The 24,123-nt window shown below is 71.1% G+C and carries 22 protein-coding genes, 1 tRNA gene and 1 riboswitch; of the genes, 15 read left to right on the top strand and 8 right to left on the bottom strand.

The genetic code is table 11. The features are described from left to right. Positions 1–8: 8 nt before the first annotated feature. Both ACIQU6_RS14520 and ACIQU6_RS14515 read right to left on the bottom strand, forming a co-directional pair. Positions 9–518, bottom strand: coding sequence for a DUF6879 family protein (locus tag ACIQU6_RS14520; protein WP_403481947.1), 510 nt, complete (start codon positions 516–518; stop codon positions 9–11). Further along, positions 496–726 carry a hypothetical protein gene (locus tag ACIQU6_RS14515; RefSeq protein ID WP_403481946.1) on the bottom strand — a complete coding sequence of 77 codons (231 nt, stop codon included), beginning with the start codon at positions 724–726 and terminating at the stop codon, positions 496–498. Before ACIQU6_RS14515 ends, ACIQU6_RS14520 begins: the two co-directional genes overlap by 23 nt. Before the next feature lie 231 nt (positions 727–957). On the opposite strand from ACIQU6_RS14515, the gene ACIQU6_RS14510 reads away from it, so the two are divergent. Further along, a complete protein-coding gene (locus tag ACIQU6_RS14510) occupies positions 958–3,252 on the top strand; it encodes a tetratricopeptide repeat protein (protein WP_403481945.1) in 2,295 nt (764 codons plus the stop codon). On the opposite strand, the gene ACIQU6_RS14505 is transcribed toward ACIQU6_RS14510, so the two are convergent. Both ACIQU6_RS14505 and ACIQU6_RS14500 read right to left on the bottom strand, forming a co-directional pair. Then, complete coding sequence (locus ACIQU6_RS14505; RefSeq protein ID WP_403481944.1) at positions 3,240–3,431, bottom strand: hypothetical protein; 192 nt, start codon at positions 3,429–3,431, stop codon at positions 3,240–3,242. The two genes, ACIQU6_RS14510 and ACIQU6_RS14505, sit on opposite strands and share 13 nt — an antisense overlap. An 8-nt stretch (positions 3,432–3,439) precedes the next feature. Beyond that, entirely contained in the window at positions 3,440–4,291 is an 852-nt protein-coding gene (locus ACIQU6_RS14500) for a helix-turn-helix domain-containing protein (protein ID WP_403481943.1), read from the bottom strand. 299 nt (positions 4,292–4,590) lie between these two features. Between ACIQU6_RS14500 and ACIQU6_RS14495 the strand changes: the two genes are divergently transcribed. Then, entirely contained in the window at positions 4,591–5,082 is a 492-nt protein-coding gene (locus ACIQU6_RS14495; RefSeq protein ID WP_403481942.1) for an ATP-binding protein, read from the top strand. 36 nt (positions 5,083–5,118) lie between these two features. On the opposite strand, the gene ACIQU6_RS14490 is transcribed toward ACIQU6_RS14495, so the two are convergent. Further along, positions 5,119–6,408 (bottom strand): MFS transporter, encoded by a 1,290-nt coding sequence (locus tag ACIQU6_RS14490; protein ID WP_403481941.1) that lies wholly within the window; start codon positions 6,406–6,408, stop codon positions 5,119–5,121. A gap of 111 nt (positions 6,409–6,519) precedes the next feature. Here ACIQU6_RS14490 and ACIQU6_RS14485 point away from each other — a divergent pair, with 111 nt between their 5' ends. The 10 genes from ACIQU6_RS14485 (at position 6,520) to ACIQU6_RS14440 (ending at position 18,699) form a co-directional block, all read left to right on the top strand. Next, positions 6,520–7,395, top strand: coding sequence for a LysR family transcriptional regulator (locus tag ACIQU6_RS14485; protein ID WP_403481940.1), 876 nt, complete (start codon positions 6,520–6,522; stop codon positions 7,393–7,395). A gap of 293 nt (positions 7,396–7,688) precedes the next feature. After that, positions 7,689–8,981: a cytochrome P450 gene (locus tag ACIQU6_RS14480; RefSeq protein ID WP_403481939.1), complete on the top strand. Its 1,293-nt coding sequence runs from the start codon at positions 7,689–7,691 to the stop codon at positions 8,979–8,981. Positions 8,982–9,220: 239 nt separating this feature from the next. Beyond that, positions 9,221–10,324, top strand: coding sequence for a transglycosylase family protein (locus ACIQU6_RS14475; RefSeq protein WP_403481938.1), 1,104 nt, complete (start codon positions 9,221–9,223; stop codon positions 10,322–10,324). 250 nt (positions 10,325–10,574) lie between these two features. Beyond that, a riboswitch (cyclic di-AMP (ydaO/yuaA leader) is annotated at positions 10,575–10,744 on the top strand. 7 nt (positions 10,745–10,751) lie between these two features. After that, positions 10,752–11,438 (top strand): transglycosylase family protein, encoded by a 687-nt coding sequence (locus ACIQU6_RS14470; protein WP_403481937.1) that lies wholly within the window; start codon positions 10,752–10,754, stop codon positions 11,436–11,438. Between the two features lie 315 nt (positions 11,439–11,753). Then, on the top strand, positions 11,754–13,034 hold the full coding sequence (gene eno, locus ACIQU6_RS14465) for a phosphopyruvate hydratase (RefSeq protein WP_403481936.1): 1,281 nt from the start codon (positions 11,754–11,756) through the stop codon (positions 13,032–13,034). Positions 13,035–13,244: 210 nt separating this feature from the next. Continuing rightward, positions 13,245–13,718: a septum formation initiator family protein gene (locus tag ACIQU6_RS14460; protein ID WP_403481935.1), complete on the top strand. Its 474-nt coding sequence runs from the start codon at positions 13,245–13,247 to the stop codon at positions 13,716–13,718. Between the two features lie 87 nt (positions 13,719–13,805). After that, positions 13,806–14,366, top strand: a complete 561-nt coding sequence (locus ACIQU6_RS14455; RefSeq protein ID WP_403481934.1) for a DUF501 domain-containing protein — start codon at positions 13,806–13,808, stop codon at positions 14,364–14,366. Then, a complete protein-coding gene (locus tag ACIQU6_RS14450; RefSeq protein WP_403481933.1) occupies positions 14,363–15,319 on the top strand; it encodes an exopolyphosphatase in 957 nt (318 codons plus the stop codon). Before ACIQU6_RS14455 ends, ACIQU6_RS14450 begins: the two co-directional genes overlap by 4 nt. Before the next feature lie 470 nt (positions 15,320–15,789). Further along, positions 15,790–17,178, top strand: a complete 1,389-nt coding sequence (locus ACIQU6_RS14445) for an NAD(P)/FAD-dependent oxidoreductase (RefSeq protein WP_403481932.1) — start codon at positions 15,790–15,792, stop codon at positions 17,176–17,178. Positions 17,179–17,379: 201 nt separating this feature from the next. Next, positions 17,380–18,699, top strand: coding sequence for a class I SAM-dependent methyltransferase (locus tag ACIQU6_RS14440; RefSeq protein ID WP_403481931.1), 1,320 nt, complete (start codon positions 17,380–17,382; stop codon positions 18,697–18,699). A gap of 133 nt (positions 18,700–18,832) precedes the next feature. On the opposite strand, the gene ACIQU6_RS14435 is transcribed toward ACIQU6_RS14440, so the two are convergent. Both ACIQU6_RS14435 and ACIQU6_RS14430 read right to left on the bottom strand, forming a co-directional pair. After that, complete coding sequence (locus ACIQU6_RS14435; protein WP_403481930.1) at positions 18,833–21,364, bottom strand: ABC transporter permease; 2,532 nt, start codon at positions 21,362–21,364, stop codon at positions 18,833–18,835. 63 nt (positions 21,365–21,427) lie between these two features. Next, entirely contained in the window at positions 21,428–22,210 is a 783-nt protein-coding gene (locus ACIQU6_RS14430) for an ABC transporter ATP-binding protein (protein WP_403481929.1), read from the bottom strand. A gap of 480 nt (positions 22,211–22,690) precedes the next feature. Here ACIQU6_RS14430 and ACIQU6_RS14425 point away from each other — a divergent pair. After that, positions 22,691–22,772, top strand: a tRNA-Leu gene (locus ACIQU6_RS14425). A gap of 557 nt (positions 22,773–23,329) precedes the next feature. Here ACIQU6_RS14425 and ACIQU6_RS14420 read toward each other — a convergent pair. Next, positions 23,330–23,497 carry a hypothetical protein gene (locus ACIQU6_RS14420; RefSeq protein WP_403481928.1) on the bottom strand — a complete coding sequence of 56 codons (168 nt, stop codon included), beginning with the start codon at positions 23,495–23,497 and terminating at the stop codon, positions 23,330–23,332. Between the two features lie 24 nt (positions 23,498–23,521). Between ACIQU6_RS14420 and ACIQU6_RS14415 the strand changes: the two genes are divergently transcribed. Together ACIQU6_RS14415 and ACIQU6_RS14410 are read left to right on the top strand one after the other, a co-directional pair. Continuing rightward, on the top strand, positions 23,522–23,716 hold the full coding sequence (locus ACIQU6_RS14415; RefSeq protein ID WP_403481927.1) for an ArsR/SmtB family transcription factor: 195 nt from the start codon (positions 23,522–23,524) through the stop codon (positions 23,714–23,716). A gap of 257 nt (positions 23,717–23,973) precedes the next feature. After that, a partial coding sequence (locus ACIQU6_RS14410) for a helix-turn-helix domain-containing protein (RefSeq protein WP_403482042.1) occupies positions 23,974–24,123 on the top strand: 150 nt, incomplete at its 3' end.

Here is a 24,123-nt window from a genome sequence, read left to right as displayed (position 1 = left end):
GCGTGCGGTCAGACCGGCCGGTACTCCTCGTGCGGAGTCGCCCGTTCCCAGACCGCTTCGAAGGCCGTCACGCACGCGCGCACCACAGCGGGGTCGGTCACCAACTCCTCGCCGGTCATTTCGCCGTCACCGTTGAAGTGGTTGAAGAGCACGGACGACCGGTCGAAGACCCAGCAGTCGTTCCCCGGCAGCAGCAGCGGAGAAGCCTGCCGACGGGGCAGCCAGCGCACTGACTCGCCGGCCTTGATGTTGTGTCCGCTGGTCAACGCGTGCTCGTATCGAATGTAGTTGGATACGGGTTCCGAGACGATGCGCGCGCGTCGCACGTCCACGCCACGGGCCACCGAAGCAGAGACGAGGTCGATCCACCAGGGCCAGCGCTCGGTGGGATCGAAGCGGCTTCCCGCCGCCCACTCCTGATAGTCCGCATCCAGCGCGTACGCGTCCCTGCTCTCGAAGTGCCAGGCACTGTGCCGGGCAGACCGGAACAACTCCTCAAAAGTCGGCTCCGTCGTCACCGTCGTTCACCTCCGGGAAGAACCGCATCATGCGCCTGGGAAACTCGATCACGGTTTCATGGGCCGGGATGTCCATCTGCCCAAGCCGCTCAGGGTCCGTCACCCGCCATCCTTGCAGGATGTAGTTCCCGGTCTCGTCATCCAGGTACACGGTCGGTGAGCCGTTGTTGGGGCTCTCCGGGTCCTTGCCCAGCCGTTGCAGAGCCATGGTGTCCTCCCCCTGCCGTGGGTGACGATCAGCAGGTTTGAGCATGCGCCCGACGGACCCCGACGTGCCATCGACTTGCACGAACTTCTATCCCGTCCCGCTGGCTCGGCCACGGCCGCGCGGAGACGGCCTTGAGGGCGGCGGCTCGACTCTCTTGGATGCGGTGGTGACGATTGCGGGGGTGCGGCTTAGTACCGTTGGGGGGACGGGAGTTGAGGGGGAGGGGTGTGGGTGGACGAGGAGCTGGTGGTTAGGGCGGCGACGACGTTCGTGCACGCAGCGGGCACCGAGGCGTGGGAAGGCGTCCGGTGGCGTCTCGTGGAGATGTTCCGCCGCGTTCGGGACGACGACAGTACGTTGCTCCCCGAGATGCCGAACGGGTCGTATGCCGGCGACACGGAGTCCGTGCCCACGTGGCAGATCTGTCTGCGCGAGTTGATGGAGAACGACTCCGGTGCTGCCGCTGAACTCCGTTCTCTCGTAGGCGAGTTATCTGCGTCCGCGCCCGCCGAGCCCCATGGCCCCGCCGGGACCCCTGTCGCCGTCCGCAACCTCGTCTCTGGCGGCACCGCCCATGGCCCCATCGTCCAGGCGGGCGCCATCAGCGCGCTCACCTTCCACACGACCGCCTACCCCGGCGCCCTCCCCGACCCGGAGAGCTGGCCCACGCCCGGGGGCGTCGACCCGATCGCCCTTGGCGTGCGACCCGCCCATCGCGCCCCCGGTCACCCGCCCCTCCCTGCCTATGTGCTCCGCGACCGTGATCACGACCTCGACGCAGCGCTGAGCGAGGCGCGCGGGGGCGGGCTGGTGCTGCTGCTCGGCGAGCCGTTCACCGGAAAGTCGCGCACGGCATTGGAGGCAATGGCCAGAGGCTCGGCCGGCCGCAGGGTGTTCGCGCCACCCCGCGGCACGGATCTGCGCGGCCTGCCCGCCCTGCTGCAAGGCCGTCCGGAGCGTTACCTCATCTGGCTCGACGACCTCGACGAGCACCTGGGCGACGGTGGACTGGAACCGCGCTTGCTCGCCCAGTTGACGGCACTTCATGTCGTCGTGGTCGCCACCATGCGGGAGGACGCCTACGACGCCTGCCGCACCCAGCCCGGCGGCAGAGTCCTCGACCTGGCCCACATTGTCGAACTGGCGCGAGAGTGGGGCCCGGCGGAGCGGGAGCGGTTGGCGAGGGAGGCAGCACGCACCGGAGATCCGCGCCTGATAGGTGCCGTCTCGTCCAGTGGGTCGGAGGGCGTCGCTGCGTATCTCGCCTTGGGCCCCCTCCTCTGGGACGAGTGGTGGCGTGCTCGTCGCCCCGATCGCCATCCGCGCGGCCACGCCCTGGTCCGCGCGGCCTGGGACCTCGCCCGTTGCGGTCTCACTGGCCCGCTCTCCAAGGGCCTCCTCCTTAAGGCCCACGAGGAGTATGCGGACGTGGCAGGCATGGAACGGGAGTCCGTCGAGGATGCCTTCGCCTGGGCGGTAGAGCGGCGTCATGGTCTGCTGTCGCTCCTCGTCCGCGCCACGGGAGATACTTGGCGGGCCGCACCTTTTTACGTTGAGACGGTGTCCCCGATCCAGGAATTGCCAGACGTCCCCGGCCCGTTGTGGGGCTGCGCTCTGGAAGTAGCCCGCATGGATGGGGCGTATGACTACGCCGAGGTTGCTGCGAAAGCACGCGTCGCTTTCCAGCGTGCCGCTGACGCCGGAGACGCCTCCGCCCTCCACAACCTCGGTCTGCTCGCTGAGTCGCTGGGGGAAGGGGACGAAGCCGAACGCTGGTTCCGTCGGGCGGCCGAGGCCGGGGAGGCACGGTCGGCGGGTCGGCTCGGTCGGATCCTCGCCGAGCGGGGTGAGGGGAAGGTCGCCGAGTCGTTCCTTGAGGCTGCGGCGGAGGCAGGGGACGCGGAAGTCGCCACACTGCTGGGGAAGTTGCTGCGGGATCGAGCTGAGCGTTGGTTCGCAGCCGGAGCGGGGCACGGGAGTGCGGAGGCCAGTCACCTGCTCGGAGACCTGAGGCTTGGTCAGGGTGACGTCTACGGCGCCCACCACATCTATCTGGATGCCGCCGAAGCCCGGTACGAGCCCGTCGCAAGGGGCATGGGGATCGTCCATTTGCTGTTGCGTGAGAACAAGACCGCTGAGGTCTGGATGCGCCGTGCGGCCGCTTTGGGCGACGAGTGTGCCGCCGATTTCCTCCACCCTGTGTCTGATGACACCGTGGAAGACGCCATAGGGTATTTCCAGGACGATGCCGAGCGAGGTGAGGGCCTGGATGCAGGCAACCTCGGGGTACTTCTCGAAGAGCACGACCGCCCCGACGAGGCCCGTACCTGGTACCTCAAGGGCTATAAGTTCGGTGACGCCTACGGCGCTTTCCGCCTCGCCGAACTCCACAAGAAGGCGGGCGAGGACGCCGAGGCCACCGCCTGGTACCGCAAGGCGGCGGCCTTGGGGCACCCCGGGGCCAAGCGCGCCCTCGGGGAGGCCCCCGCCCCGGAGTCGAACGGACCAGCGGATCAGAGCAAGTGATCTGCCTTGCCTGCCTTGATGTCCCGGACGAGCGTGCGTAGGGCGTCTATGGAGTCGGTGAGGTAGTGGTCTTCGTTGCCGTTGATGGCGATGTAGGCGTTGCCGTCGGCGTCGGTGCCGAGGCGGAAACAGTTGTTTCCTTCGCCGCAGAAGGGCTCTTCCCAGGTGATGTCCGACATCCGGTCTCCTAGAGTTGTCGCGCGATGGCGTGGATGAAGTCCCGTGATTTCTCGGGACTCAGGGCGTTCTCCGTCATCCAATCGAGGTGCGCACGGTACTTGGCGAGCTGAGCCTCGGCGTGAGTGAACTCCGGCCCGTGCGCCGAGTCCAGTTGGACCGTGTCCAACTGGGGCACTGGGCCTTCGGCATAGAGCAGCGCGTGCCCTGCGCCCGGGAAGACGCCGCACTCGACGGGAATCACCCGCAACGAGATGTGCTCGCGCTCCGAAGCGGCGCAGAGGTGGTCGAGTTGGGCTTGGGCGACCTTGCGGCCTCCAAAGTGCATGCGCAGCGCTGCTTCATGGACGTAACCGACGTAGGGCCGGGCGATCTCCTCATCGAGGATGCGTTGCCGTTCCATCCTGTGGTGCACTCGGAGCTCGATCTCCAAGCGGGACAGCGGCGGGAGAACTGCGCCGAACACGGCTCGCGCATAGTCCTCGGTGTGCAGCAGGCCGGGCACGTGCACCGTCTGCGCCGTGAGCAGTCGCTCCGCGTGCCACTCAAGTTCTGCGATGTCGAGAAGTCCGGGCGGAAGCGTGCCTCGATGCTCCTCCCACCAACCGGGGTCCTGCTTGTCTGCCATCGCTGCCAGGGCGTCGACGTAAGCAGCGTCTGAGCACGCGTAGTTGCATGCCAGAGTGCGCACTCGTTCGGGGGTTATGACGCGGATCCCGGACTCCATGTTGGAGATCTTCGTCCGGTCCAAGCCCAGCAGGCCGGCCGCGTAGTCGGTGCTCACTTCGGCGGCCAGCCTGAGCTTCCGCAGCTCGGCTCCCAAGCGCTTCTGACGCTCAGTTGGGGTGCGTCGCGTCGCCATGCCGTCCTCTCTGGATCGGATCGGGGTCAGTGTGCCGCGACGCCTCATCGCCCGTCCAACTCGTTGGTGGCAAATGCCACCAGAGAGGTGGCGCGTTGCCGGCTTGATGGCTAGCGTTAAGTGACGCGCAAGCCACACACCGCAACCGCCGGAAGCGCACCGCGCGAGCGTGCCCGCCTGCCCTGGGGCGGGTGTGCTCGCGCCCAGGGAGGCAGGCCACCGGCGCGCCGGGAGCGCGTATCCGCCGTGCGCGACGCGCGCACGCGCCCAACTATCCGACGCCAGTGAGGGGTTCCACCATGCCCGTCATCCCGTTTCCGTCGCAGTCCACACCGACGTCGCCGTCCCTGGCCGACCCTCGTGTCCACGCCGTTCCCGCCGTTCCTGCGCGCTGGACGTTTCCCGCCACCGCCGCTTCCGTACGTCGCGCCCGTTGGGCCGTCGCCGGGGCGCTTCCCGTCGACTGTGCCCCGCAACTGGCGGACGACCTGGTCCTGTTGACTTCGGAGCTGGTCACCAACGCCGTGCGGCACGGGACGCTCCTCGGGGGCGACCCGGAAGACCAGCGGGTCGAACTGTTCCTCTGGCCCGCCGACGGGCACTACTGGTTGGCGGTGTCCGACCCGGGAGACGGCCGCCCGGCGATCAGGGCATCCGGCCCGGACACCGCTTGTGGCGGTCGAGGGTTGGTCCTCGTGGATGCCGTCTCCGCCGCTTGGGCGGTGGTGCCGCGCCATCCGTGCGGGAAGTCGGTCGTGGCCGGGATGCCACTGCGCCAGGTAGCGAAGTAGGGATAAGGAGTAGGGGAGTAGAGGAGCGCGGGGTGTTCAGGCGGTCGGGGAGCCGGCGGGCCGGGTGCTCCGCGTGTTCCGTGCACGGTCCATCCCCCACACCACCACCGCGGCCCCCGCCAGGGTCGCGCCCAGTGTGCAGACCCCGCCCCAGCCGGCGGTGACCCATACCCACGACGTCAGGGCGGAGCCCAACGCGCCGCCGGCGAAGTAGCTGGTCATGTAGGCGGAGTTGAGGCGGTTGCGGGCTTCGGGGCGGACGGCGTAGATGAGGTTCTGGTTGCTGACGTGGACGGCCTGGACGGCGAGGTCCAGGGCGATCACGCCGATCAGCAGGGCCGCCAGCGACCAGCCGCCGCCCGTGCCGCCGGCGGCCAACAGGGCCCAGGAGGCGAGGAGCAGGACCGTGCCCGTGCCGGTGACGCGGTGGGCCAGGCCGCGGTCCGCCAGCCGGCCGGCCATCGAGGCGGCGAGGGAGCCGGCCGCGCCGACCAGACCCAGCAGCCCGATCGTCGACTCCTGCCAGCCGTAGGCGGGGCCGGAGAGGAGGAAGGCCACCGCGGTCCACAGGACGCTGAAGCCGGCGAAGGTGAGGCCGCCGAGCGCGGCGCGCCAGCGCAGTACCGGCTCGTGCGCGAAGAGGGCGAGCGTCGAGCGGAGCAGGGCGGGGTAGCGGAGGCCGACGGTGGTGCGCAGGGTCGGCAGGCGGAGGCGGAGGAGGAGCGCCATCAGCAGCATCAGGGCCGCGTTGACCCAGTAGACCGTGCGCCAGCCGCCGAGTTCGGCGAGCAGGCCGGCCGCCGTACGGGCCAGCAGGATGCCCAGCAGCAGGCCGGTCATGACGGTGCCGACGGTCCGGCCGCGCTCGGCGGGCGCCGCCAGGGTCGCCGCGAACGGCACGACGACCTGGGCGGCGACCGAGGCGAGTCCGGTCAGGGCGGTGCCGATCAGCAGCAGCGTGCCGTTCGGGGCGCTCGCCGTCACGGTCAGGAAGACGGCGGTCAGGGCGCACAGGACGACCGCGAGCCGGCGCCGTTCCAGCAGGTCGCCGAGCGGGACGAGGAGCAGCAGGCCGAGGCCGTAGCCGGTCTGGGCGACGGTGACGACGAGGGCGGCGGTGCCGGCGGCCAGGTGGAGGTCGCGGCCTATGACGTCGAGGAGCGGCTGGGCGAAGTAGTTGCCGGCGACCGAGAGGCCGGCGGCGACGGACATCAGCAGGAGGGTGCCGCGCCCCAGTCGGGAGGTGGGTTCCTCCGGGCCGGGGCCCGCGTCCCTGCCGGGGTTCTCGCCCGGTCCGGTCTCTTCTCGCGCTGCAGCGGTTCTCATGGGGTCAAGCGTCCGGCCCGGAGCATCGATCGGTCCAATGCATTGTTTTCATCGCATCGATCGTGCTGAGTGATGGATCGGAGGGGGACGGACGCGCTTACGATCGCGCGCATGGAGCTCCAGCAGATGCGGTACGTCGTCGCGGTCGCCGAGACCGGTGGGTTCACCCGGGCCGCGGAGCGCTGCCATGTGGTGCAGTCCGCGCTCAGCCATCAGATCGCCCGGCTGGAGAAGGAGTTGGGGGCGCGGCTCTTTGACCGGACCAGTCGGAGCGTGCGGTTGACCGCCGCGGGGGAAGCCTTCGTTCCGGTCGCCCGGCAGGCGCTCCAGGCGGCCGAGCGGGCGCGCGCGGAGGTGGAGGCGGTGAGCGGCGCGGTGCGCGGGCGGCTGGCGGTGGGGGCGATCTCGACCGTCAGCGCCGTCGATCTCGCCCGAGAACTGGGGGAGTTCCGCGCCCGGTACCCGGAGGTGCGGATCAGCCTTCGGACGGAGATGAGCGATCCGCTGCTGGACGCGGTGCGGGAGGGCACCTTGGACGTGGCGTTCGTGGGGCTGACGCCCGGGGCGCGGACGGTCGGTGTGCGGGAGAAGGTGCTGGCGCGCGGGGAGTTGGTCGTGGTGGTGCCGCCGGAGCATCCGCTGGCAGGGCGGGAGTGGACGACGCTGGCGCGGGTGGCCCGGGAGACGTTCGTGGACTGGACGGCGGGGTCGGCGGCCCGCCGCCAGCGGGACGAGGCGTTCCGGGCGGCGGGGCTGACGACGGAGGTGCCGTTCGAGGTGACGACGGTGGAGTTCATGGCGGAGCTGGTGCGGGCCGGGCTGGGGATCGGGATGGTGCCGGAGGCGTTCGCCCGCCGGCTCGGCGGGCTGCGGACGGTCCGGGTGCGGCCGGCGCCGGAGCGGACCGAGCGGGTGGTGTGGAGCGGGCTGGGGACGTCGCCGGCCGCGGCGGCGTTTCTGGCGGGGCTGGGGGTTCAGACGGGGTAGGGGCGCCTGCGGAGAGAAGGGGGAGGGGCGGGGTGGTGTGCGCGGGCGCGTGGGGTGGGTGCGGCACCGGTTACGGTCGAGGTGTGCACCACGAGCCCGACGCCTGCCCGGAGAGCGGAACCGACGCCCGCACGGAGACCGGGTCCGAGAAACGCCCGGAGACCGGCCCTGCCGCCGGCCCGGAGACCGGCCGCCCTTCCACCGGATCGACGAGATCGCCCGGATCCACCGGAGCGTCCGCCCCAACCGGAACATCCGTCCCCACCGGAGCGTCCGCCCCCGCTGGCTGCCCCGTGACCGCCGGCGCCGCCGGCCCGACCCCCGCGCTCTTCTCCTGGCAGTTCGCCGCGGACCCGTACCCGGCGTACGCCTGGCTGCGCGAGCACGCGCCGGTGCACCGGACCCGGTTGCCCAGCGGCGTCGAGGCGTGGCTGGTCACCCGGTACCCGGACGCCCGGCAGGCGCTCGCCGACGCGCGGCTGTCGAAGAACCCGGTGCACCACTCCGAGTCCGCGCACGGAAAGGGCAAGACGGGCATTCCGGGCGAGCGTGGCGCCAACCTCATGACGCACCTGTTGAACATCGACCCCCCAGACCACACCCGGCTGCGCCGCCTGGTCTCCAAGGCGTTCACCCCGCGCCGGGTCGCCGCGTTCGCGCCGCGCATACAGGAGCTGACCGACCAGCTGATCGACGGCTTCGCGCGGCGCGGCAGCGCCGACCTCATCCACGAGTTCGCCTTCCCGCTGCCGATCTACGCGATCTGCGACCTGCTCGGCGTCCCGCCCGAGGACCAGGACGACTTCCGCGACTGGGCGGGCATGATGATCCGGCACGGCGGGGGCCCGCGTGGCGGCGTCGCCCGTTCCGTGAAGAAGATGCGGGCGTATCTGGCCGAGTTGATCCACCGCAAGCGGGCCGACCTCGGCGACGACCTGATCTCCGGCCTGATCCGGGCCTCCGACCACGGCGAGCACCTCACCGAGAACGAGGCCGCCGCGATGTGCTTCGTGCTGCTCTTCGCCGGCTTCGAGACCACGGTCAACCTCATCGGCAACGGCACCTACGCGCTGCTCCGCCACCCCGCCCAGCGGGAGCTGCTCCAGAAGTCGATCGCGGCCGGCGACATCGAGCTGCTCGGCACCGCCGTCGAGGAACTGCTGCGCTACGACGGGCCGGTGGAGCTGGCGACCTGGCGGTACGCGACCCGGGAGTTGACGCTGGGCGGGCAGCGGATCGCCGAGGGGGACCCGGTGCTGGTGGTGCTGGCCGCCGCCGACCGTGACCCGGCCCGCTTCGACGAGCCGGACGTGCTCGACCTCACGCGGCGTGACAATCCTCATCTCGGCTACGGGCACGGCATCCACTACTGCCTCGGCGCACCGCTCGCCCGGCTCGAAGGGCAGACCGCCCTCGCCACCCTGCTGACCCGTCTGCCGGACCTCCGACTTGCGGCGGAACCGGACGATTTGCGGTGGCGCGGCGGACTCATCATGCGCGGACTGCGCACCCTGCCGGTGGAGTTCACGCCGGAGCGCGCGCCGGAGGCGTCGCCGGAACCGTCCCGACCAGGCACGGTCGCATAATTGACGATCCGTCAGTCACGTGACCATTACGTGATCTCCGCTACACCGGCTTGTGACTGCCCGTAACCCCGGCTACCTTTCGTCCGGCGATCGAGGTCGGTCGCGGGCCGCCGGCACGGCGACCCCTCCCGGCCGCGATCCGACAACTCAACCGCCGCGCGAAAGGCAACCGCATGCGTTCCGGGAACGGCCGGCATCGTCGCCCCCGACAAGCACCGGCCATCTTTGTCACGGCAGGAGTGACCGGCGCGGGACTGGCCCTGCCGCTGCTCAGCGCCGGCGGCGCGCAGGCCGCCGACACGGCGACCTGGGACCGCGTCGCCCAGTGCGAGAGCGGCGGAATGTGGAGCTCCGCCACCGGCAACGGCTTCTACGGCGGCCTCCAGCTCACCCAGGAGATGTGGGACCACTACGGCGGCACCGCCTACGCCTCCCGCCCCGACATGGCCAGCCGGGCCCAGCAGATAGCCGTGGCCCAGGCGATCCTCGACGACCGCGGCCCGGACGCCTTCCCGAGCTGCGCGGTGGACGCCGGGCTGACGAAGGGCGGCCGCAAGCCGGGCGTCGATCCGGGCAGCACCAGCCGGCCCACCCCGCGCCCCACGCACGACCCCTCGGCCGACGACCCGGCCGCCGGCGACCCGTCCGGCGCGACGGGGAGGTCGGGCCACGCGGGGCCGGGCACCGCGACGCCCACCCCGTCCGGCAGTGACGCCGACCCCGGGTCGGACTCCGACTCCGATACCCCGGGCGCCCCTTCGGCGAGCCAGGACCCGACGGACCCCACGGGCGCCACAGGCACCGAGAACCCCACAAGCCCCACGGACTCCGCGTCGCCGTCCGGATCGCCGTCGGCCACTCCGTCCCCCTCCGCTTCCGGGAAGCCGTCCGAGAAGCCGACCGAGGAGCCGTCGGGCTCGCCGTCCGGGCGGCCCTCCACCGACCCGTCGGACGCGACCCCGTCCGCCCCCGGGGTCCCGTCCTCGCCCCCGTCCGCGTCGCCGGACGACCCGGCCGGTCCGTCCGGCTCCGTCGACCCCGGTACGCCGCCCGCCGCTGGCAAGCACCGCGGTGCGCCGGGCGACGGTGCGGGCTCCGGTGACGAGCGGGACGGTGGCAGCGGCCGGCACGCCTCGCGCGGCGGGGCGGCGCACCGCACGCCCCCGGCGGGCGCCGGCGACTACCGCGTACGCCCAGGTGACAACCTGTCAGTCATCGCCGAGCGCCACGACCTGCCGGGCGGCTGGCCCGCGCTCTACGACCGCAACCGTGACGTCATCGGCTCCGACGCGGACCTCATCCTTCCTGGTCAACTGCTCGATCTCGGGCGGGCGCAGGGGTAGTTACCGCCGGTTCGGGGCGGTTTCGTAAAAGTGAGATATGGCTCTCGTTGCGAGGGATGGGCCGGGTCCCGTCCCCCGTTTCGATACCGGGGTCCACCTGCGGAAATGTCCCCCCTGATGATCAAAAACGGTCAACTTGGTTCAGAAGATGGGGTTTGAACACCAACAGGGATTTGCTTACGGTCAGGACCGCTCGCCAAAGCGGGCCCTTCGATCGCTCGCCGAATCCTGCCGGCGGTCGGAGGACGACGACGCGCAAGCGCCGAAGGCAGGAGCGGGGGACCCAAGGTAAGTGCCGGCCCCACCCGTGAAAGCGGGTCAACCGGCTTGGGGTGAAGCCGTGTGTGCAGCACACGCGGCCGGGCAGCTCACACGGCCCGAACCCGACAGCTCACCTCGTAGGCGTCGGTGAGGAAACGAACGCACGATGCTGATCAACAAGGGCAAGCACCGCCGCAGCTCCAAGGCCGTCCGCGTCGCCACCCTGGCCGGTGTCGCCGGCGCCGCCGTCGCCGTCCCGCTGATGGGCGCCACCTCCGCTTCCGCCGCTTCGGTCGCCACCTGGGACAAGGTCGCCCAGTGCGAGTCCGGTGGCAACTGGTCGATCAACACCGGTAACGGCTACTACGGTGGCCTGCAGTTCTCCAACTCCAGCTGGGCCGCCGCCGGTGGCACCCAGTACGCGGCCCGCGCCGACCTGGCCACCAAGGCCCAGCAGATCGCCGTCGCCGAGAAGCTGCTCGCCATCCAGGGCCCGGGTGCCTGGTCCTGCGCCGGCGCCGGCAACCTGACCGCCGGTGGCCCGGCCGCCAACGTCGACACCTCCGGTGGCGCCACGGTCAAGAAGAGCCAGGGCACCTCCGAGACCCGCAAGCAGACCGAGGGCACCACCAAGAAGAAGTCCGCCCCGGTCCGCGAGAAGGTCGAGAAGACCCAGCCGGCCCCGCAGCAGTCGCACCGCTCCGGTGACACCTACACCGTGAAGTCGGGCGACACCCTCGCCAAGATCGCCAAGGCGCACGGCACCAACTGGAAGGCGCTCTACGCCGCCAACAAGTCCGTCGTCGGCGGCAACCCCAACCTGATCTTCCCGGGCCAGAAGCTCAGCATCTGAGCCGCCCGCGAAAGCTGCCCCGCCCCGGCGCGTCCCCCCGAGCGCGCCGCGGCGGGGCTTCTTACGTCCAGGCGCCCCTGCGCCGTGCCGCGCCGCGCCCGAGCCCCCCGCTGACGCGCGCCGTTCCCGGTGCCGTCAGACGGCCCGGCGCGGCGTTACCCGCATAGCGAACAACGCCCGGAAACCTCCCGTGAACTGGGAGTTCGGCCTGCTTGTTGGGTTTTTTCGTCCCACGGAGCGGGCCACGGGCAAGCGGATGCGTCCGGGGCCGTTAGGCTCGGGGCGAGAACTCCAGACACCCCCGAAGGAGACAACGTGCCGTCCATCGACGTCGTCGTAGCCCGCGAAATTCTCGACTCGCGAGGTAATCCCACGGTCGAGGTCGAGGTCGGCCTCGACGACGGCAGCACCGGCCGTGCCGCCGTCCCGTCCGGCGCCTCGACCGGTGCCTTCGAGGCCGTCGAGCTGCGGGACGGCGACCCCAACCGCTACCTCGGCAAGGGCGTGGAGAAGGCCGTCCTCGCGGTCATCGAGCAGATCGGCCCGGAGCTCGTCGGCTACGACGCGACCGAGCAGCGGCTGATCGACCAGGCGATGTTCGACCTGGACGCCACCGACAACAAGGGCTCGCTGGGCGCCAACGCCATCCTCGGCGTCTCCCTGGCCGTCGCGCACGCCGCCTCCGAGGCCAGCGACCTGCCGCTGTTCCGCTACCTCGGTGGCCCGAACGCGCACGTCCTGCCCGTGCCGATGATGAACATCCTGAACGGCGGCTCGCACGCCGACTCCAACGTGGACATCCAGGAGTTCATGATCGCCCCGATCGGCGCGGAGTCCTTCTCCGAGGCGCTGCGCTGGGGCGCCGAGGTCTACCACACCCTCAAGAAGGTCCTGAAGAGCAAGGGCCTGGCCACCGGCCTGGGCGACGAGGGCGGCTTCGCCCCGAACCTCGGCTCCAACCGCGAGGCCCTGGACCTCATCCTGGAGGCCATCAAGGAGGCCGGCTACGCCCCCGGCCAGGACATCGCGCTGGCCCTGGACGTCGCCGCCTCCGAGTTCTACAAGGACGGCAAGTACCAGTTCGAGGGCAAGGAGCGCTCGGCCGCCGAGATGACCGAGTACTACGAGGAGCTCGTCTCCGCGTACCCGCTCGTCTCCATCGAGGACCCGCTGTTCGAGGACGACTGGGCCGGCTGGAAGGTCATCACCGACAAGCTCGGCGCCAAGGTCCAGCTCGTGGGTGACGACCTGTTCGTCACCAACCCCGAGCGCCTGGCCCGCGGCATCGAGGAGGGCTCCGCCAACGCCCTCCTGGTGAAGGTCAACCAGATCGGTTCGCTGACCGAGACCCTGGACGCCGTCGAGCTGGCCCAGCGCAACGGCTTCAAGTGCATGATGTCGCACCGCTCCGGCGAGACCGAGGACGTCACCATCGCCGACCTCGCCGTCGCCACCAACTGCGGCCAGATCAAGACCGGCGCCCCGGCCCGCTCCGAGCGCGTCGCCAAGTACAACCAGCTCCTGCGCATCGAGGAGATCCTCGACGACGCCGCGGTGTACGCGGGTCGCAGCGCGTTCCCCCGTTTCAAGGGCTGACGCCCGCGTCGACCCGGAGGCGCCGCCCCGCGCCTCCGGGCGTTCGACCACACCACCGCCCCGCGGTGCTCCGCACGATGTGACCTGCGGGCAAAGCCGGGGCGAAGCGCGCACGTCCCCGTCCCCGGTCCCGTACCGTGGCCGGGGACGACGTGCGTCATGACGACCGCCGTGACGCGTGTGACGGACGGAAGCTGAAGGGGAGGCGACGTGCCCGCGGACCGGTTCTCCACCGCGACCCGGCTCAAGGCGCTCGGCGAACAGGCCGCCGCCCGCGTCTACCGCGCCAAGCGGCGCCCCCGCCGCAACCGCCTCACCGGCCGCGCCGCGCTGCTGGCGCTGGTGATGTGCTCGCTGGTGGTCGCCCTCGCGTACCCGATGCGGCAGTACATCTCCCAGCGCTCCGACATCGCCGACCAGCGCCGGAAGGCCCAGAACGCGGCCACCGCGCTGAACCGGCTGCGCGACGAGAGGTCCCGCTGGCAGGACCCGGCCTACGTCCGTCAACAGGCCCGCCGCCACCTGCACTTCGTCATGCCGGACGAGACCGGGTACATCGTCCAGGACGGCTCCGGCGTCCGCGCCGCACCCAAGGGCGCCGAGGCGGCCGACCGCCCCTGGTACGACAAGCTCTGGAACGCCGTGGACGACGCCGACGCCACCGACGTCGCCGCGGGGCGGTAGCCCGCACCGACGGCGACCGGCGAGACTGTACGGGCGGGCCCGCCCCGGCCGCCCGCCACCCACCACCGGCCCTCACCGAAAGCGCACATGGACACGCCCCCGCCCCAGACCGAGCCCACCGAGCCCACCGCCGCGGACATCGCCGCCTTCAAGGATCAGCTCGGCCGCCCGCCGCGCGGCCTGCGCACGATCGCGCACCGCTGCCCCTGCGGACAGCCGGACGTCGTCGAGACCGCGCCGCGGCTGGAGGACGGCACCCCCTTCCCCACGCTCTACTACCTGACCTGCCCGCGCGCCGCGTCCGCCATCGGCACGCTGGAGGCCAACGGCGTGATGAAGGAGATGACCGAGCGGCTGGCCGAAGACCCGGAGTTGGCCGCCGCCTACCGCGCGGCCCACGAGGACTACATCCGGCGCCGGGACGCCATCGAGGTGCTCCAGGGCTTCCCGAGCGCGGGCGGAATGCCCGACCGGGTCAAGTGCCTGCACGTCCTCGTCGGCCACTCGCTCGCCGCCGGCCCCGGCGTCAACCCGCTCGGCGACGAGGCGCTGGCGATGCTCCCCGAGTGGTGGCGCAAGGGCCCCTGCGTGACCCCTTGCGGGCAGAGCGCCGAAGCCCCCGAAGCCCCCGAAGGAGACGCCAAGTGACACGGGTCGCCGCCATCGACTGCGGTACGAACTCCATCCGGCTGCTGGTCGCCGACCTGGACCCGACCACCGGTGAACTGAAGGACCTGGACCGCCGGATGCAGATCGTCCGGCTCGGCCAGGGCGTGGACCGCACCGGCCGGCTGGCGCCGGAGGCGCTGGAGCGCACCTTCGCGGCCTGCCGCGAGTACGCCGCGGTGATCAAGGGCCTGGGCGCGGAGCGGCTGCGGTTCGTGGCGACCTCCGCCTCCCGGGACGCGGAGAACCGCGAGGACTTCGTCCGCGGGGTCGTGGACATCCTGGGCGTCGAGCCGGAGGTGATCTCCGGCGACCAGGAGGCGGAGTTCTCCTTCACCGGCGCCACCAAGGAGCTGACCGGCCACCCGCACATCCAACTCCCTTATCTCGTCGTGGACATCGGCGGCGGCTCCACCGAGTTCGTGCTCGGCGACGAGGCGGTCCGCGCGGCCCGCTCGGTCGACGTCGGCTGCGTCCGGATGACCGAGCGCCACCTCCACGCCGCGTCGGGCGGTTCGGACGCGCCGCTCAGCGACCCGCCCACCGTCGCCCAGATCGACGCCATAAAGGCCGACATCGCCGCGGCGCTGGACCAGGCCGAGGAGAGCGTCCCGCTGACCGAGGCCGCCACCCTGGTCGGGCTCGCCGGTTCGGTGACCACCGTCGCCGCCATCGCGCTGGGCCTGGACCACTACGACTCCGCGGCGATCCACCACTCCCGGATCTCCCTGGCCACGGTCCGCGAGGTCACCGAGCGCCTGGTGACCTCCACCCACGCCGAGCGCGCGGCGATCCCGGTGCTGCACCCCGGCCGGATCGACGTCATCGCCGCCGGTGCGCTCGTGCTGCTGTCGATCATGGAGCGGGTCGGCGCCGAGGAGGTCGTGGTCAGCGAACACGACATTCTGGACGGAATCGCCTGGAGCATCGCCTGACGGTGCCCGGGTGCACCGTCGGCGCACGGCGCGACAACCCCCGCCCGCGACGGGGTTTTTGGGTGGGCGGGGGGTCGTCTGAGCGGTTTTCAGGGGCGCATAAGGGCCTCCGGGAGGGCCCCCGGAAAAAAGGTTCGTGAAATCCTTCACATGAAAAACCCGCCTCCCGGGCGAACTAACCCGCCGTTCGTCCCTCATTCGAAGGTCTTAGGACTCATCTGCCCGGGAACCTCGGGGCCTTCACAGGGTGTTCGCCGTGTTACGGGAGTGCGCGCGAGGGGCCTGGTACGGCCGCTCAGAGGGGGACAAGCCCTGATCAACAGGGCTATCCAACGTGTCGCGTTATACCGTGGTTCCCGTAACGCGCTATGGCGTCGGTCACGAAGCCGGCGGAGTGTAGCAGATGCCTTCGTCATTCTTGTGAAGGGGCTCACGAGCGACCCCCCATGTGGGGGTGGATACTCGATTGCATGAGCACCACGGAGCGTCCCAGGATCCTCGTTGTAGGCGGTGGGTACGTAGGCCTGTACGCGGCGCGCCGCATCCTGAAGAAGATGCGGTACGGCGAGGCGACCGTCACGGTCGTCGACCCGCGCTCGTACATGACGTACCAGCCCTTCCTCCCTGAAGCTGCGGCCGGCAGCATCTCCCCCCGTCACGTTGTGGTCCCGCTGCGGCGTGTGCTGCCCAAGGCGGAGGTCCTCACCGGCCGGGTGACCACCATCGACCAGGACCGCAAGGTCGCCACCATCGCCCCGCTCGTGGGCGATGCGTACGAGCTGCCCTTCGACTACCTGGTCGTCGCGATGGGCGCGGTCTCCCGCACCTTCCCGATCCCCGGCCTGGCCGAGAACGGCATCGGCATGAAGGGCGTGGAGGAGGCCATCGGCCTGCGCAACCACGTTCTGGAACAGCTCGACAAGGCCGACTCCACGACCGACGAGGAGGTCCGCCGCAAGGCGCTGACCTTCGTCTTCATCGGCGGTGGCTTCGCCGGTGCGGAGACCGTCGGCGAGGTCGAGGACATGGCCCGCGACGCCGCGAAGTACTACAAGAACGTCAAGCGCGAGGACATGCGCTTCCTCCTCGTCGACGTCGCCGACAAGATCCTCCCCGAGGTCGGCCCGAAGCTGGGCGCCTACGGCAAGGAGCACCTGGAGTCCCGCGGGGTCGAGATCTATCTCAAGACCGGCATGGACTCCTGCGTCGACGGCCACGTGATCCTCAACAACGGCCTTGAGGTGCTCTCCAACACCATCGTGTGGACCGCCGGCGTCAAGCCGAACCCGGCGCTGTCCCGCTTCGGCCTGCCGCTGGGCCCGCGCGGTCACATCGACACCGCCGCCACCCTCCAGGTGCAGGGCACCGACTACATCTGGGCCGCGGGCGACAACGCCCAGGTCCCGGACATGGTCGGCCGCAAGAACGGCAACGAGAACGCCTGGTGCCCGCCGAACGCGCAGCACGCGCTGCGGCAGGCCAAGGTCCTCGGCGACAACGTGGTCTCCGGCATGCGGGGCTTCCCGCAGAAGGAGTACAGCCACGCCAACAAGGGCGCGGTCGCGGGCCTGGGCCTGCACAAGGGCGTCGCGATGATCGTCATGGGCAAGATGAAGATCAAGCTCAAGGGCCGTCTCGCCTGGTACATGCACCGCGCGTACCACGGCATGGCGATGCCGACGTTCAACCGCAAGATCCGGGTCTTCGCCGACTGGACGCTGGCGACCTTCCTCAAGCGCGAGGTGGTCTCGCTCGGCGCCATGGAGAACCCCCGCGAGGAGTTCTACGAGGCCGCCAAGCCGGCCCCCGCCCCGGCCGCAGCGGCCGGTGGGGACAAGCCGAAGGCCAAGGCTTCCTGAACCTCCGGTCGGATACCCCGACCAGCCCGAAGGGCGTCCGCCATCCGTGGGGCGGGCGCCCTTCGGCGTGCCCGGGGTGTGGCCGAAAGCAACCGGCGTGCTGTTCTCTGGCAGGCGAACGGGACTAGTGGGGCACCCACTTGACGTTTACGTGGTGGGTGAAACTTCTTCACCCGACTCGTCATGACGGAGGTGTGCGACATGGCCGGTGCCGCTGGACGGCTCACGAAGCTCGCCGAGGAGGTGCTGGGAGGCCCGCTACCGGTGCGGATTCGCGCCTGGGACGCAAGCGAGTCCGGCCCGCCGGGAGCCCCCGTGCTGGTCGTCCGCAATCGCCGGGCGCTGCGTCGACTGCTGTTCAAACCGGGGGAGTTGGGCCTGGCCCGGGCCTGGGTGGCCGGCGACATCGACGTCGACGGTGACCTCTACGAGGCGCTGGACCGGCTCGCCGGGATGATCTGGGAGCGCGGCAGCGCCGCCCCCAAGCCGCCGCGCGCCGCCGCGCTGCGCGCCCTGGCCCGTCCCGGGGTCCGCGCCGCTGGCAAGGAGCTGCTGTCCCTGGCTGGGCTCCCCGTCCCGCCGGCGCCGCCCGTCGAGGAGGCCCGCCCGCGCCGCGGGGCGCTGCACTCGCTGCTCCGCGACCGCCAGGCCATCAGCCACCACTACGACGTCGGCAACGACTTCTACGCGCTGGTGCTCGGCCCGTCGATGGTCTACTCGTGCGCCTACTGGGAAGCCACCGAGGGCGCCGCCGGCACGTTGGAGGACGCCCAGCGCGACAAGCTGGACCTGATCTGCCGCAAGCTGGGCCTGCACGAGGGGCAGCGGCTGCTGGACGTGGGCTGCGGCTGGGGCTCGATGGTGCTGCACGCGGCCCGCGAGTACGGCGTCCACGCGGTTGGCATCACGCTCTCCGAGGAGCAGGCCACCTACGCCCGAAAGCGGGTCGCGGACGCCGGCCTCACCGACCGGATCGAGATCCGGGTGCAGGACTACCGCGAGGTCGCCGACGGGCCGTTCGACGCGATCTCCTCGATCGGGATGGCCGAGCACGTCGGCCGGGCCCGGTACGCGGAGTACGCGGGGCTGCTGCACGCCCTGCTGAAGCCCGGCGGGCGGCTGCTCAACCACCAGATCGCCCGGCGTCCGCTGGCGGACGAAGAGACGTACCAGGTCGACGAGTTCATCGACCGCTACGTCTTCCCGGACGGGGAGTTGGCCCCGATCGGGCGGACCGTCGGGCAGTTGGAGGACGTCGGCTTCGAGGTGCGGGACGTGGAGGCGATCCGGGAGCACTACGCGCTGACGCTGCGTCGGTGGGTGGCCAATCTGGAGGCCCGCTGGGCGGAGGCGGTGCGGCTGACCTCGCCGGGCCGGGCCCGGGTCTGGCGGCTCTACATGGCCGCCTCGGCGCTGTCGTTCGAGCGCAACCGGATAGGGGTCAACCAGGTGTTGGCGATCCGCACGCCGGACTCCGGCGCGGCCGGGATGCCGCTGCGGGCCCGCGACTGGCGGAGCTGAACCGGCGGGCGCCCCACGGCCGTTGAGGGTCCGGCGGGGCCGCTCACGACCGAGGGCCCCGGTCTCCCGCGCTTGCTGCGGGGACCGGGGCCCTCGGGCCGTTCGGAGGCCGTCGCGCGGCCCCTCGTGCCGGCTACTCGGCCTTGATGGCCTGGAGCATGTTGAGCTTCGCCGCCCGGCGCGCCGGCCACAGCGCGGCCAGGACGCCGACCAGCGCGGCGACCGCCAGGAAGACGGCCATCCGGCCCCAGGGCATGACCAGTTCGTAGGTCGGCAGCGAGGCGCCGATCAGCTCGCCGGCCGCCCAGCCGAAGAACACGCCCAGGCCGATGCCCAGCACCCCGCCGAAGAGCGAGATCACCAGCGACTCCAGCCGCACCATCCGCTTGATGCCGCGGCGGTCCAGGCCGATGGCGCGCAGCATGCCGATCTCCTGGGAGCGCTCGAAGACCGACATCGCCAGGGTGTTGACGACGCCGATCACCGCGACGATCACCGCCATGGCCAGCAGGCCGTAGACCATGTTCAGCAGCAGGGTGAAGGTCTGGGCGATGGCGTTGGAGACGTCCTTCTTGTCCGCGACGGTGATCGCCGGGTTCTTGCCGAGCGCCTTGACCAGGGAGTCCTTGGCCTCGGGGGTGGCGCCGTGCGCGGTCTTGACCAGCACCTGCATGTCGGTGGCGTGCTTCTGGTGCCGGTCGAGGGTGCCGTTGTCCAGGAGGATGCCGCTGATGACCTGGTTGCCCTCGTAGACGCCGCCGATGGTCAGGTTGCCCTTCGAGCCGTCCTCGAAGGTCACCGGGACGCGGGAACCGGCGTGCCAGCCCTTCCGCTTGGCGAGGGTGTCGTCGACCAGGGCCCGGTCGCCGTGCAGCGTGCCGAGCGCGCCCTCGGTGAAGTCGAGTCGGGTGAGCTGGTCGAACTCCTTGCCGTTGACGCCGGTGAGGGACGTGGTGGTGGCGCCGATCCGGGCCGGGGCGTTGCGCAGCGGGCTGGAGGCGGTGACCCCGTCGGCGGTCGCCAGCTTCTTCGCCACGTCGGGCGAGAGCGGCGAGTGGGTCGCCATGGAGACCACGTAGTCGGCCTTCAGCGCGGAGGTGGCCATCTTGTCGATGCCGTGCTGGACGCTGCCGGCGATCACGGTCAGGCCGGTGATCAGGGTCAGCCCGATCATCAGCGCGGAGGCGGTGGCGGCCGTGCGGCGCGGGTTGCGGACCGCGTTCTGCCGGGCCAGGACGCCGGATATCCCGAAGAGGCGCAGCACCGGCGTGGCCAGTGCGATCAGCGGGCGGGACAGAAGCGGCGTCAGCACGAACACGCCGATCACCAGCAGCGCGGCGCCCGCGCCCATGGTGGTCTTGCCGTCGGACATCCCGGTGGCGACCAGCACCGCGGCGATGCCGGCGCCGGCGAAGAGCGCACCGACGGTGTTGCGGATCACCAGCGACTTGGTGGTGGCGGCGGCGTGCACGCTGTTCATCGCCGCGACCGGCGGGATCTTCGCGGCCCGGCGGCCGGGCAGCCAGGCGGCCAGGACCGTGACGACGATGCCGACGGCCAGGGCGGTCAGGATCGTGCTGGGCGAGACCACCAGGGGGCCCTCGGGCACCGAGCCGCCGGTGAGGCTCATCAGGGAGCGCAGGGCGGCGCCGATGCCGATGCCGGCCAGCAGACCGGTGACCGCGGCCACCGCGCCCACCACGAACGCCTCGGTCAGCACCGAGCGGGTGATCTGGCGGCGGCTGGCGCCGACCGCGCGCATCAGCGCCAGCTCCTTGGTGCGCTGGGCGACCAGCATGGTGAAGGTGTTGGCGATGATGAAGATGCCGACGAAGAGCGCGACGGCGGCGAAGCCGAGCAGGGCGGTCTTCATCCCGTCCATGCTCTGGGCGATCATCTTGGCCTGCTCGTCGGCGAGTTGACGGCCGGTGGTGGCCTCGGCGCCCTGCGGCAGCACCTTCTCCACCGCGTCCTTCAGCGCCGTCTGGGAGGCGCCGGGGGCGGCCTTGAGGTCGATCTCGTCGAAGTGACCGGGGGTGGCGAACAGCTTCTGGGCGGTGGCGGTGTCGAACAGCGCGAGGCTGCCGCCGGCGCCGACCCGGGCGTCGTCGGTGGTGAAGATGCCGGACAGCCTCTGCTCGCGGACCGGGCCGTCCACGGATATCCGGACGGTGTCGCCGACCTTGTACCCGCCGCGGTCGGCGGTGTGGGCGTCCAGCGCGAACTCCTGCGGGCCCTTGGGGGCGGTGCCGGTGCGCATCGGGTAACGCGCGTCGGTGCCGTCGGTGCCGGGGGAGTAGTTGCTGCCGGTGGTCGAGAAGCCGTCGCCGATCATCGTGCCGTGCTTGTCGGCGATGGCGGTGAAGCCGGAGACGGTGCCGGTGGCGGAGGCGACGCCGGGCAGGCCGGCGGCCTTGTCCAACAGCTTCTGGTCGAGCGGGGAGTGGGCCCCGGGGGCCTCGTCGGCGGGGTCGGCGGCGCCGCGCTGGATGGCGACGTCGACGTTGTCGAAGCCCTTGCGGGCGGAGCCCTGGAGGGCGTTGGAGAGGGTGGAGGTGAAGACCAGGGTGCCGGAGACGAAGGCGACGCCGAGCATGACGGCGAGCACGGTCATCAGCAGCCGGGCCTTGTGCGCGAGCACATTGCGCAAGGCGGTACGGAACATGGGTGGGTCAGTCCTACAGGAGTGGTCCGGGGTGTCCGGGGTGGCGGAGGTGGCTGCTGACGATCAGCTGGTGCGGCCCTTGGCGTCGAAGCCCTTCATGCGCTCCAGCACCATGTCGGCGGTGGGGTTGGGCATGTCGTCGACGATCCGGCCGTCGGCGAGGAATATCACGCGGTCCGCGTAGGACGCCGCGACGGCGTCGTGGGTCACCATCACCACGGTCTGGCCCAGCTCGCGCACGGAGTTGCGCAGGAAGCCGAGGACCTCGGCGCCGGAGCGGGAGTCGAGGTTGCCGGTGGGCTCGTCGGCGAAGATGATCTCGGGTCGGGAGGCCAGGGCGCGGGCCACCGCCACGCGCTGCTGCTGGCCGCCGGAGAGCTGGCTCGGGCGGTGCTTGAGGCGCTCGGAGAGGCCGACGGTCTCCACGACCCGCTCCAGCCAGGCGCGGTCCGGCTTACGGCCGGCGATGTCCATGGGGAGGGTGATGTTCTCCAGGGCGGTGAGCGTCGGGAGGAGGTTGAACGCCTGGAAGATGAAGCCGATCTTGTCGCGCCGGAGTTGGGTGAGCTTCTTGTCCTTCAGTCCGGTCAGCTCGACGTCGCCGATCCGCGCGGAGCCGCCGGAGATCGCGTCCAGGCCGGCCATGCAGTGCATCAGCGTGGACTTGCCGGACCCGGAGGGGCCCATGATCGCGGTGAACTGGGCCTGCCGGAAGTCGACGGAGACCGCGTCCAGGGCGACCACCTGGGTCTCGCCGTGTCCGTAGACCTTGGTGAGATCCGTGGCGCGGGCGGCCACCGCGGTGCTGCGGTCGGCGAGGGTGACGCCGGAGTGGGTGGTGGTCACGGGAAGGGGCTCCTGTCGAACGAGGGGGCCGCCGCGCGCCGGCACGACGGCCGCGGCGACGGTGGAACATCGGCTTCCATCGTCCGGCAGCCCACCCACCCGGAACGTCAACCCGTGTGACCGTCCTCGAACCACCCCCAGGGATTAGCTCACCCCGCCCCGTCATCCCTGGGTATGAGGCCCCACCCTGAGGCCGTCGGCGCCGTCCGGGGTGGCGGAGGGGCTGTGGCGCGGGTGTCCGGAGGGACCGGAGGGGCCCGCCGCACAGGCATCGAGTTTCCGTCAATTCGGGGTCGAATTTCGTCCTCGCGGCCGCCGGCGAACATGGGCTTCAGGCATGTGCCGGGGGCCCTGGCCGGCGCTGATGCCCCCTCAGTTGCCAATAAAATAAGACAACCTCGGGTTGAGCGGCCGATCCGCTTCGGGCCCCTCGGGCTACGCTCGTTCTGCCTCCAACTGAGGCGGCATGGGGGGATCCCTGCCCGGATGGTGGAATGCAGACACGGCGAGCTTAAACCTCGCTGGCCTTCGGGCCGTGCCGGTTCAAGTCCGGCTCCGGGCACTGCCTACGACGGCCCTTCCTACCTGCAAAGACAGGGGGTGAGGGCGACCCGGTGACGGGGAAGTGGGAACGAGTCGGGAACGCGGTGGGAAACCTCCGCCTTACGACCGGCCGCAGGGCGCGGGTGCCTCCGCGAAGCGGTCCGCGCGCTTCCGTACTTCGCATCCGAAGACGTTCCAAACGGCCGGGTGCCGTTTCTGCCGGAGAACCCCGCCGGTGTTTTCTCCGATAGAAACGATCCGCCGGTAGGTGAAGTCGCAACGACGTGTGCAACTCCCCGCCGGAAGTGGCCGCGCCCGCCCGGCACTTCACCCTCGGCGCACGACCGGACGGCCATGGGCAAATCCTCCCTGCTCTCGACGACGGTGCCATGGGGCGTAGCGCGGCGCGAGGCGCCGGGCGCGGGTGCGGCTCCATGAGGGCGCCCCGGGGCGCGGCCTCCACCGGATCGCGGGGGCCTCACCTGCGAGCCGACCCTGCTGCGCTCTCTGCGCAGGGCCCTGAACGGTGTCCGGGTGGAGCCGGGCGGGCTGGCGGTCGGAGGGTACGGGCCGCGCTCACGCCCGGGCGGCCAGCTCGGCACGCAACCGTCGGTTCTCCGCCTCCAGTTGGTCGAGCCGCTCCTCGAACGGGCGCAGCGCACCGCGGAGTTCGTCCTCGGTGAAGCGGGGGGTGAGGTGTTGGGGGCAGTTCCAGTTGTCCCCTGGCGGCTCGCGGGCGTCCACGAGTCGACCTGCAAGGCCCGGGAGATGCCGGTCAAGGTCTCCACGGTCTCCCACCACATCCGGATCCTGCGGGAGAGCGGTCTGGTCTCGACGCGGCTGGACGGCAGCGCCCGCCCCAGCCGGCTGCGCCGGGAGGACTTCGAGCGCCGTTTCCCGGGCCTGCTGGACGCCGTCCTGCACGCCCCGCCGGCCAACTCCCGCCTCTCGCCCGAGGACTGACGCCCGGCCGGCCCGGGCGCCGGTCCGCGCCCCGGCCTGCGGCGAACAGCGCGAACGGGCCGCCGGCAGTTGTGCCGGCGGCCCCTTGGGGGCGTTGTCGGTGGCCTTGGGGGGCGGAGCGCCCGTCAGATGCGCCCTAGCTGTTCTGTCCACGGAGGTTGGTGACAGGGGTCTCGGTCGAAAGACCTTGAAATGGGTGAGGGCCTGCTGGCCTGGTGTGGATTGCGAGATCTGCACCAGCGACCAGAAAGGCCCTCGTGCCCCACCGTAATGCACCCCTGACCGAGACCGGACGCCTGCGCCTGGCCCGCTGCGTGGTCGAGGACGGCTGGCCCCTGCGTAGGGCCGCCGAGCGTTTCCAAGTCTCCACGACCACGGCCAAGCGGTGGGCCGACCGCTACCGCGCA

Source organism: Streptomyces sp. NPDC090442, from assembly GCF_044769405.1.
Lineage (GTDB): Bacteria > Actinomycetota > Actinomycetes > Streptomycetales > Streptomycetaceae > Streptomyces.
The sequence above is the reverse complement of the archived record's forward strand: the minus strand, read 5'-3'. Positions and strand labels throughout refer to the sequence as shown.

Bases quoted from the DNA above. Each gene is read 5' to 3' on its own strand.
- ACIQU6_RS14515 (WP_403481946.1), bottom strand. From the start codon at position 726: ATGGCTCTGCAACGGCTGGGCAAGGACCCGGAGAGCCCCAACAACGGC.
- ACIQU6_RS14505 (WP_403481944.1), bottom strand. From the start codon at position 3,431: ATGTCGGACATCACCTGGGAAGAGCCCTTCTGCGGCGAAGGAAACAAC.
- ACIQU6_RS14500 (WP_403481943.1), bottom strand. From the start codon at position 4,291: ATGGCGACGCGACGCACCCCAACTGAGCGTCAGAAGCGCTTGGGAGCC.
- ACIQU6_RS14495 (WP_403481942.1), top strand. From the start codon at position 4,591: ATGCCCGTCATCCCGTTTCCGTCGCAGTCCACACCGACGTCGCCGTCC.
- ACIQU6_RS14490 (WP_403481941.1), bottom strand. From the start codon at position 6,408: ATGAGAACCGCTGCAGCGCGAGAAGAGACCGGACCGGGCGAGAACCCC.
- ACIQU6_RS14485 (WP_403481940.1), top strand. From the start codon at position 6,520: ATGGAGCTCCAGCAGATGCGGTACGTCGTCGCGGTCGCCGAGACCGGT.
- ACIQU6_RS14470 (WP_403481937.1), top strand. From the start codon at position 10,752: ATGCTGATCAACAAGGGCAAGCACCGCCGCAGCTCCAAGGCCGTCCGC.
- ACIQU6_RS14455 (WP_403481934.1), top strand. From the start codon at position 13,806: ATGGACACGCCCCCGCCCCAGACCGAGCCCACCGAGCCCACCGCCGCG.
- ACIQU6_RS14445 (WP_403481932.1), top strand. From the start codon at position 15,790: ATGAGCACCACGGAGCGTCCCAGGATCCTCGTTGTAGGCGGTGGGTAC.
- ACIQU6_RS14440 (WP_403481931.1), top strand. From the start codon at position 17,380: ATGGCCGGTGCCGCTGGACGGCTCACGAAGCTCGCCGAGGAGGTGCTG.
- ACIQU6_RS14435 (WP_403481930.1), bottom strand. From the start codon at position 21,364: ATGTTCCGTACCGCCTTGCGCAATGTGCTCGCGCACAAGGCCCGGCTG.
- ACIQU6_RS14415 (WP_403481927.1), top strand. From the start codon at position 23,522: ATGCCGGTCAAGGTCTCCACGGTCTCCCACCACATCCGGATCCTGCGG.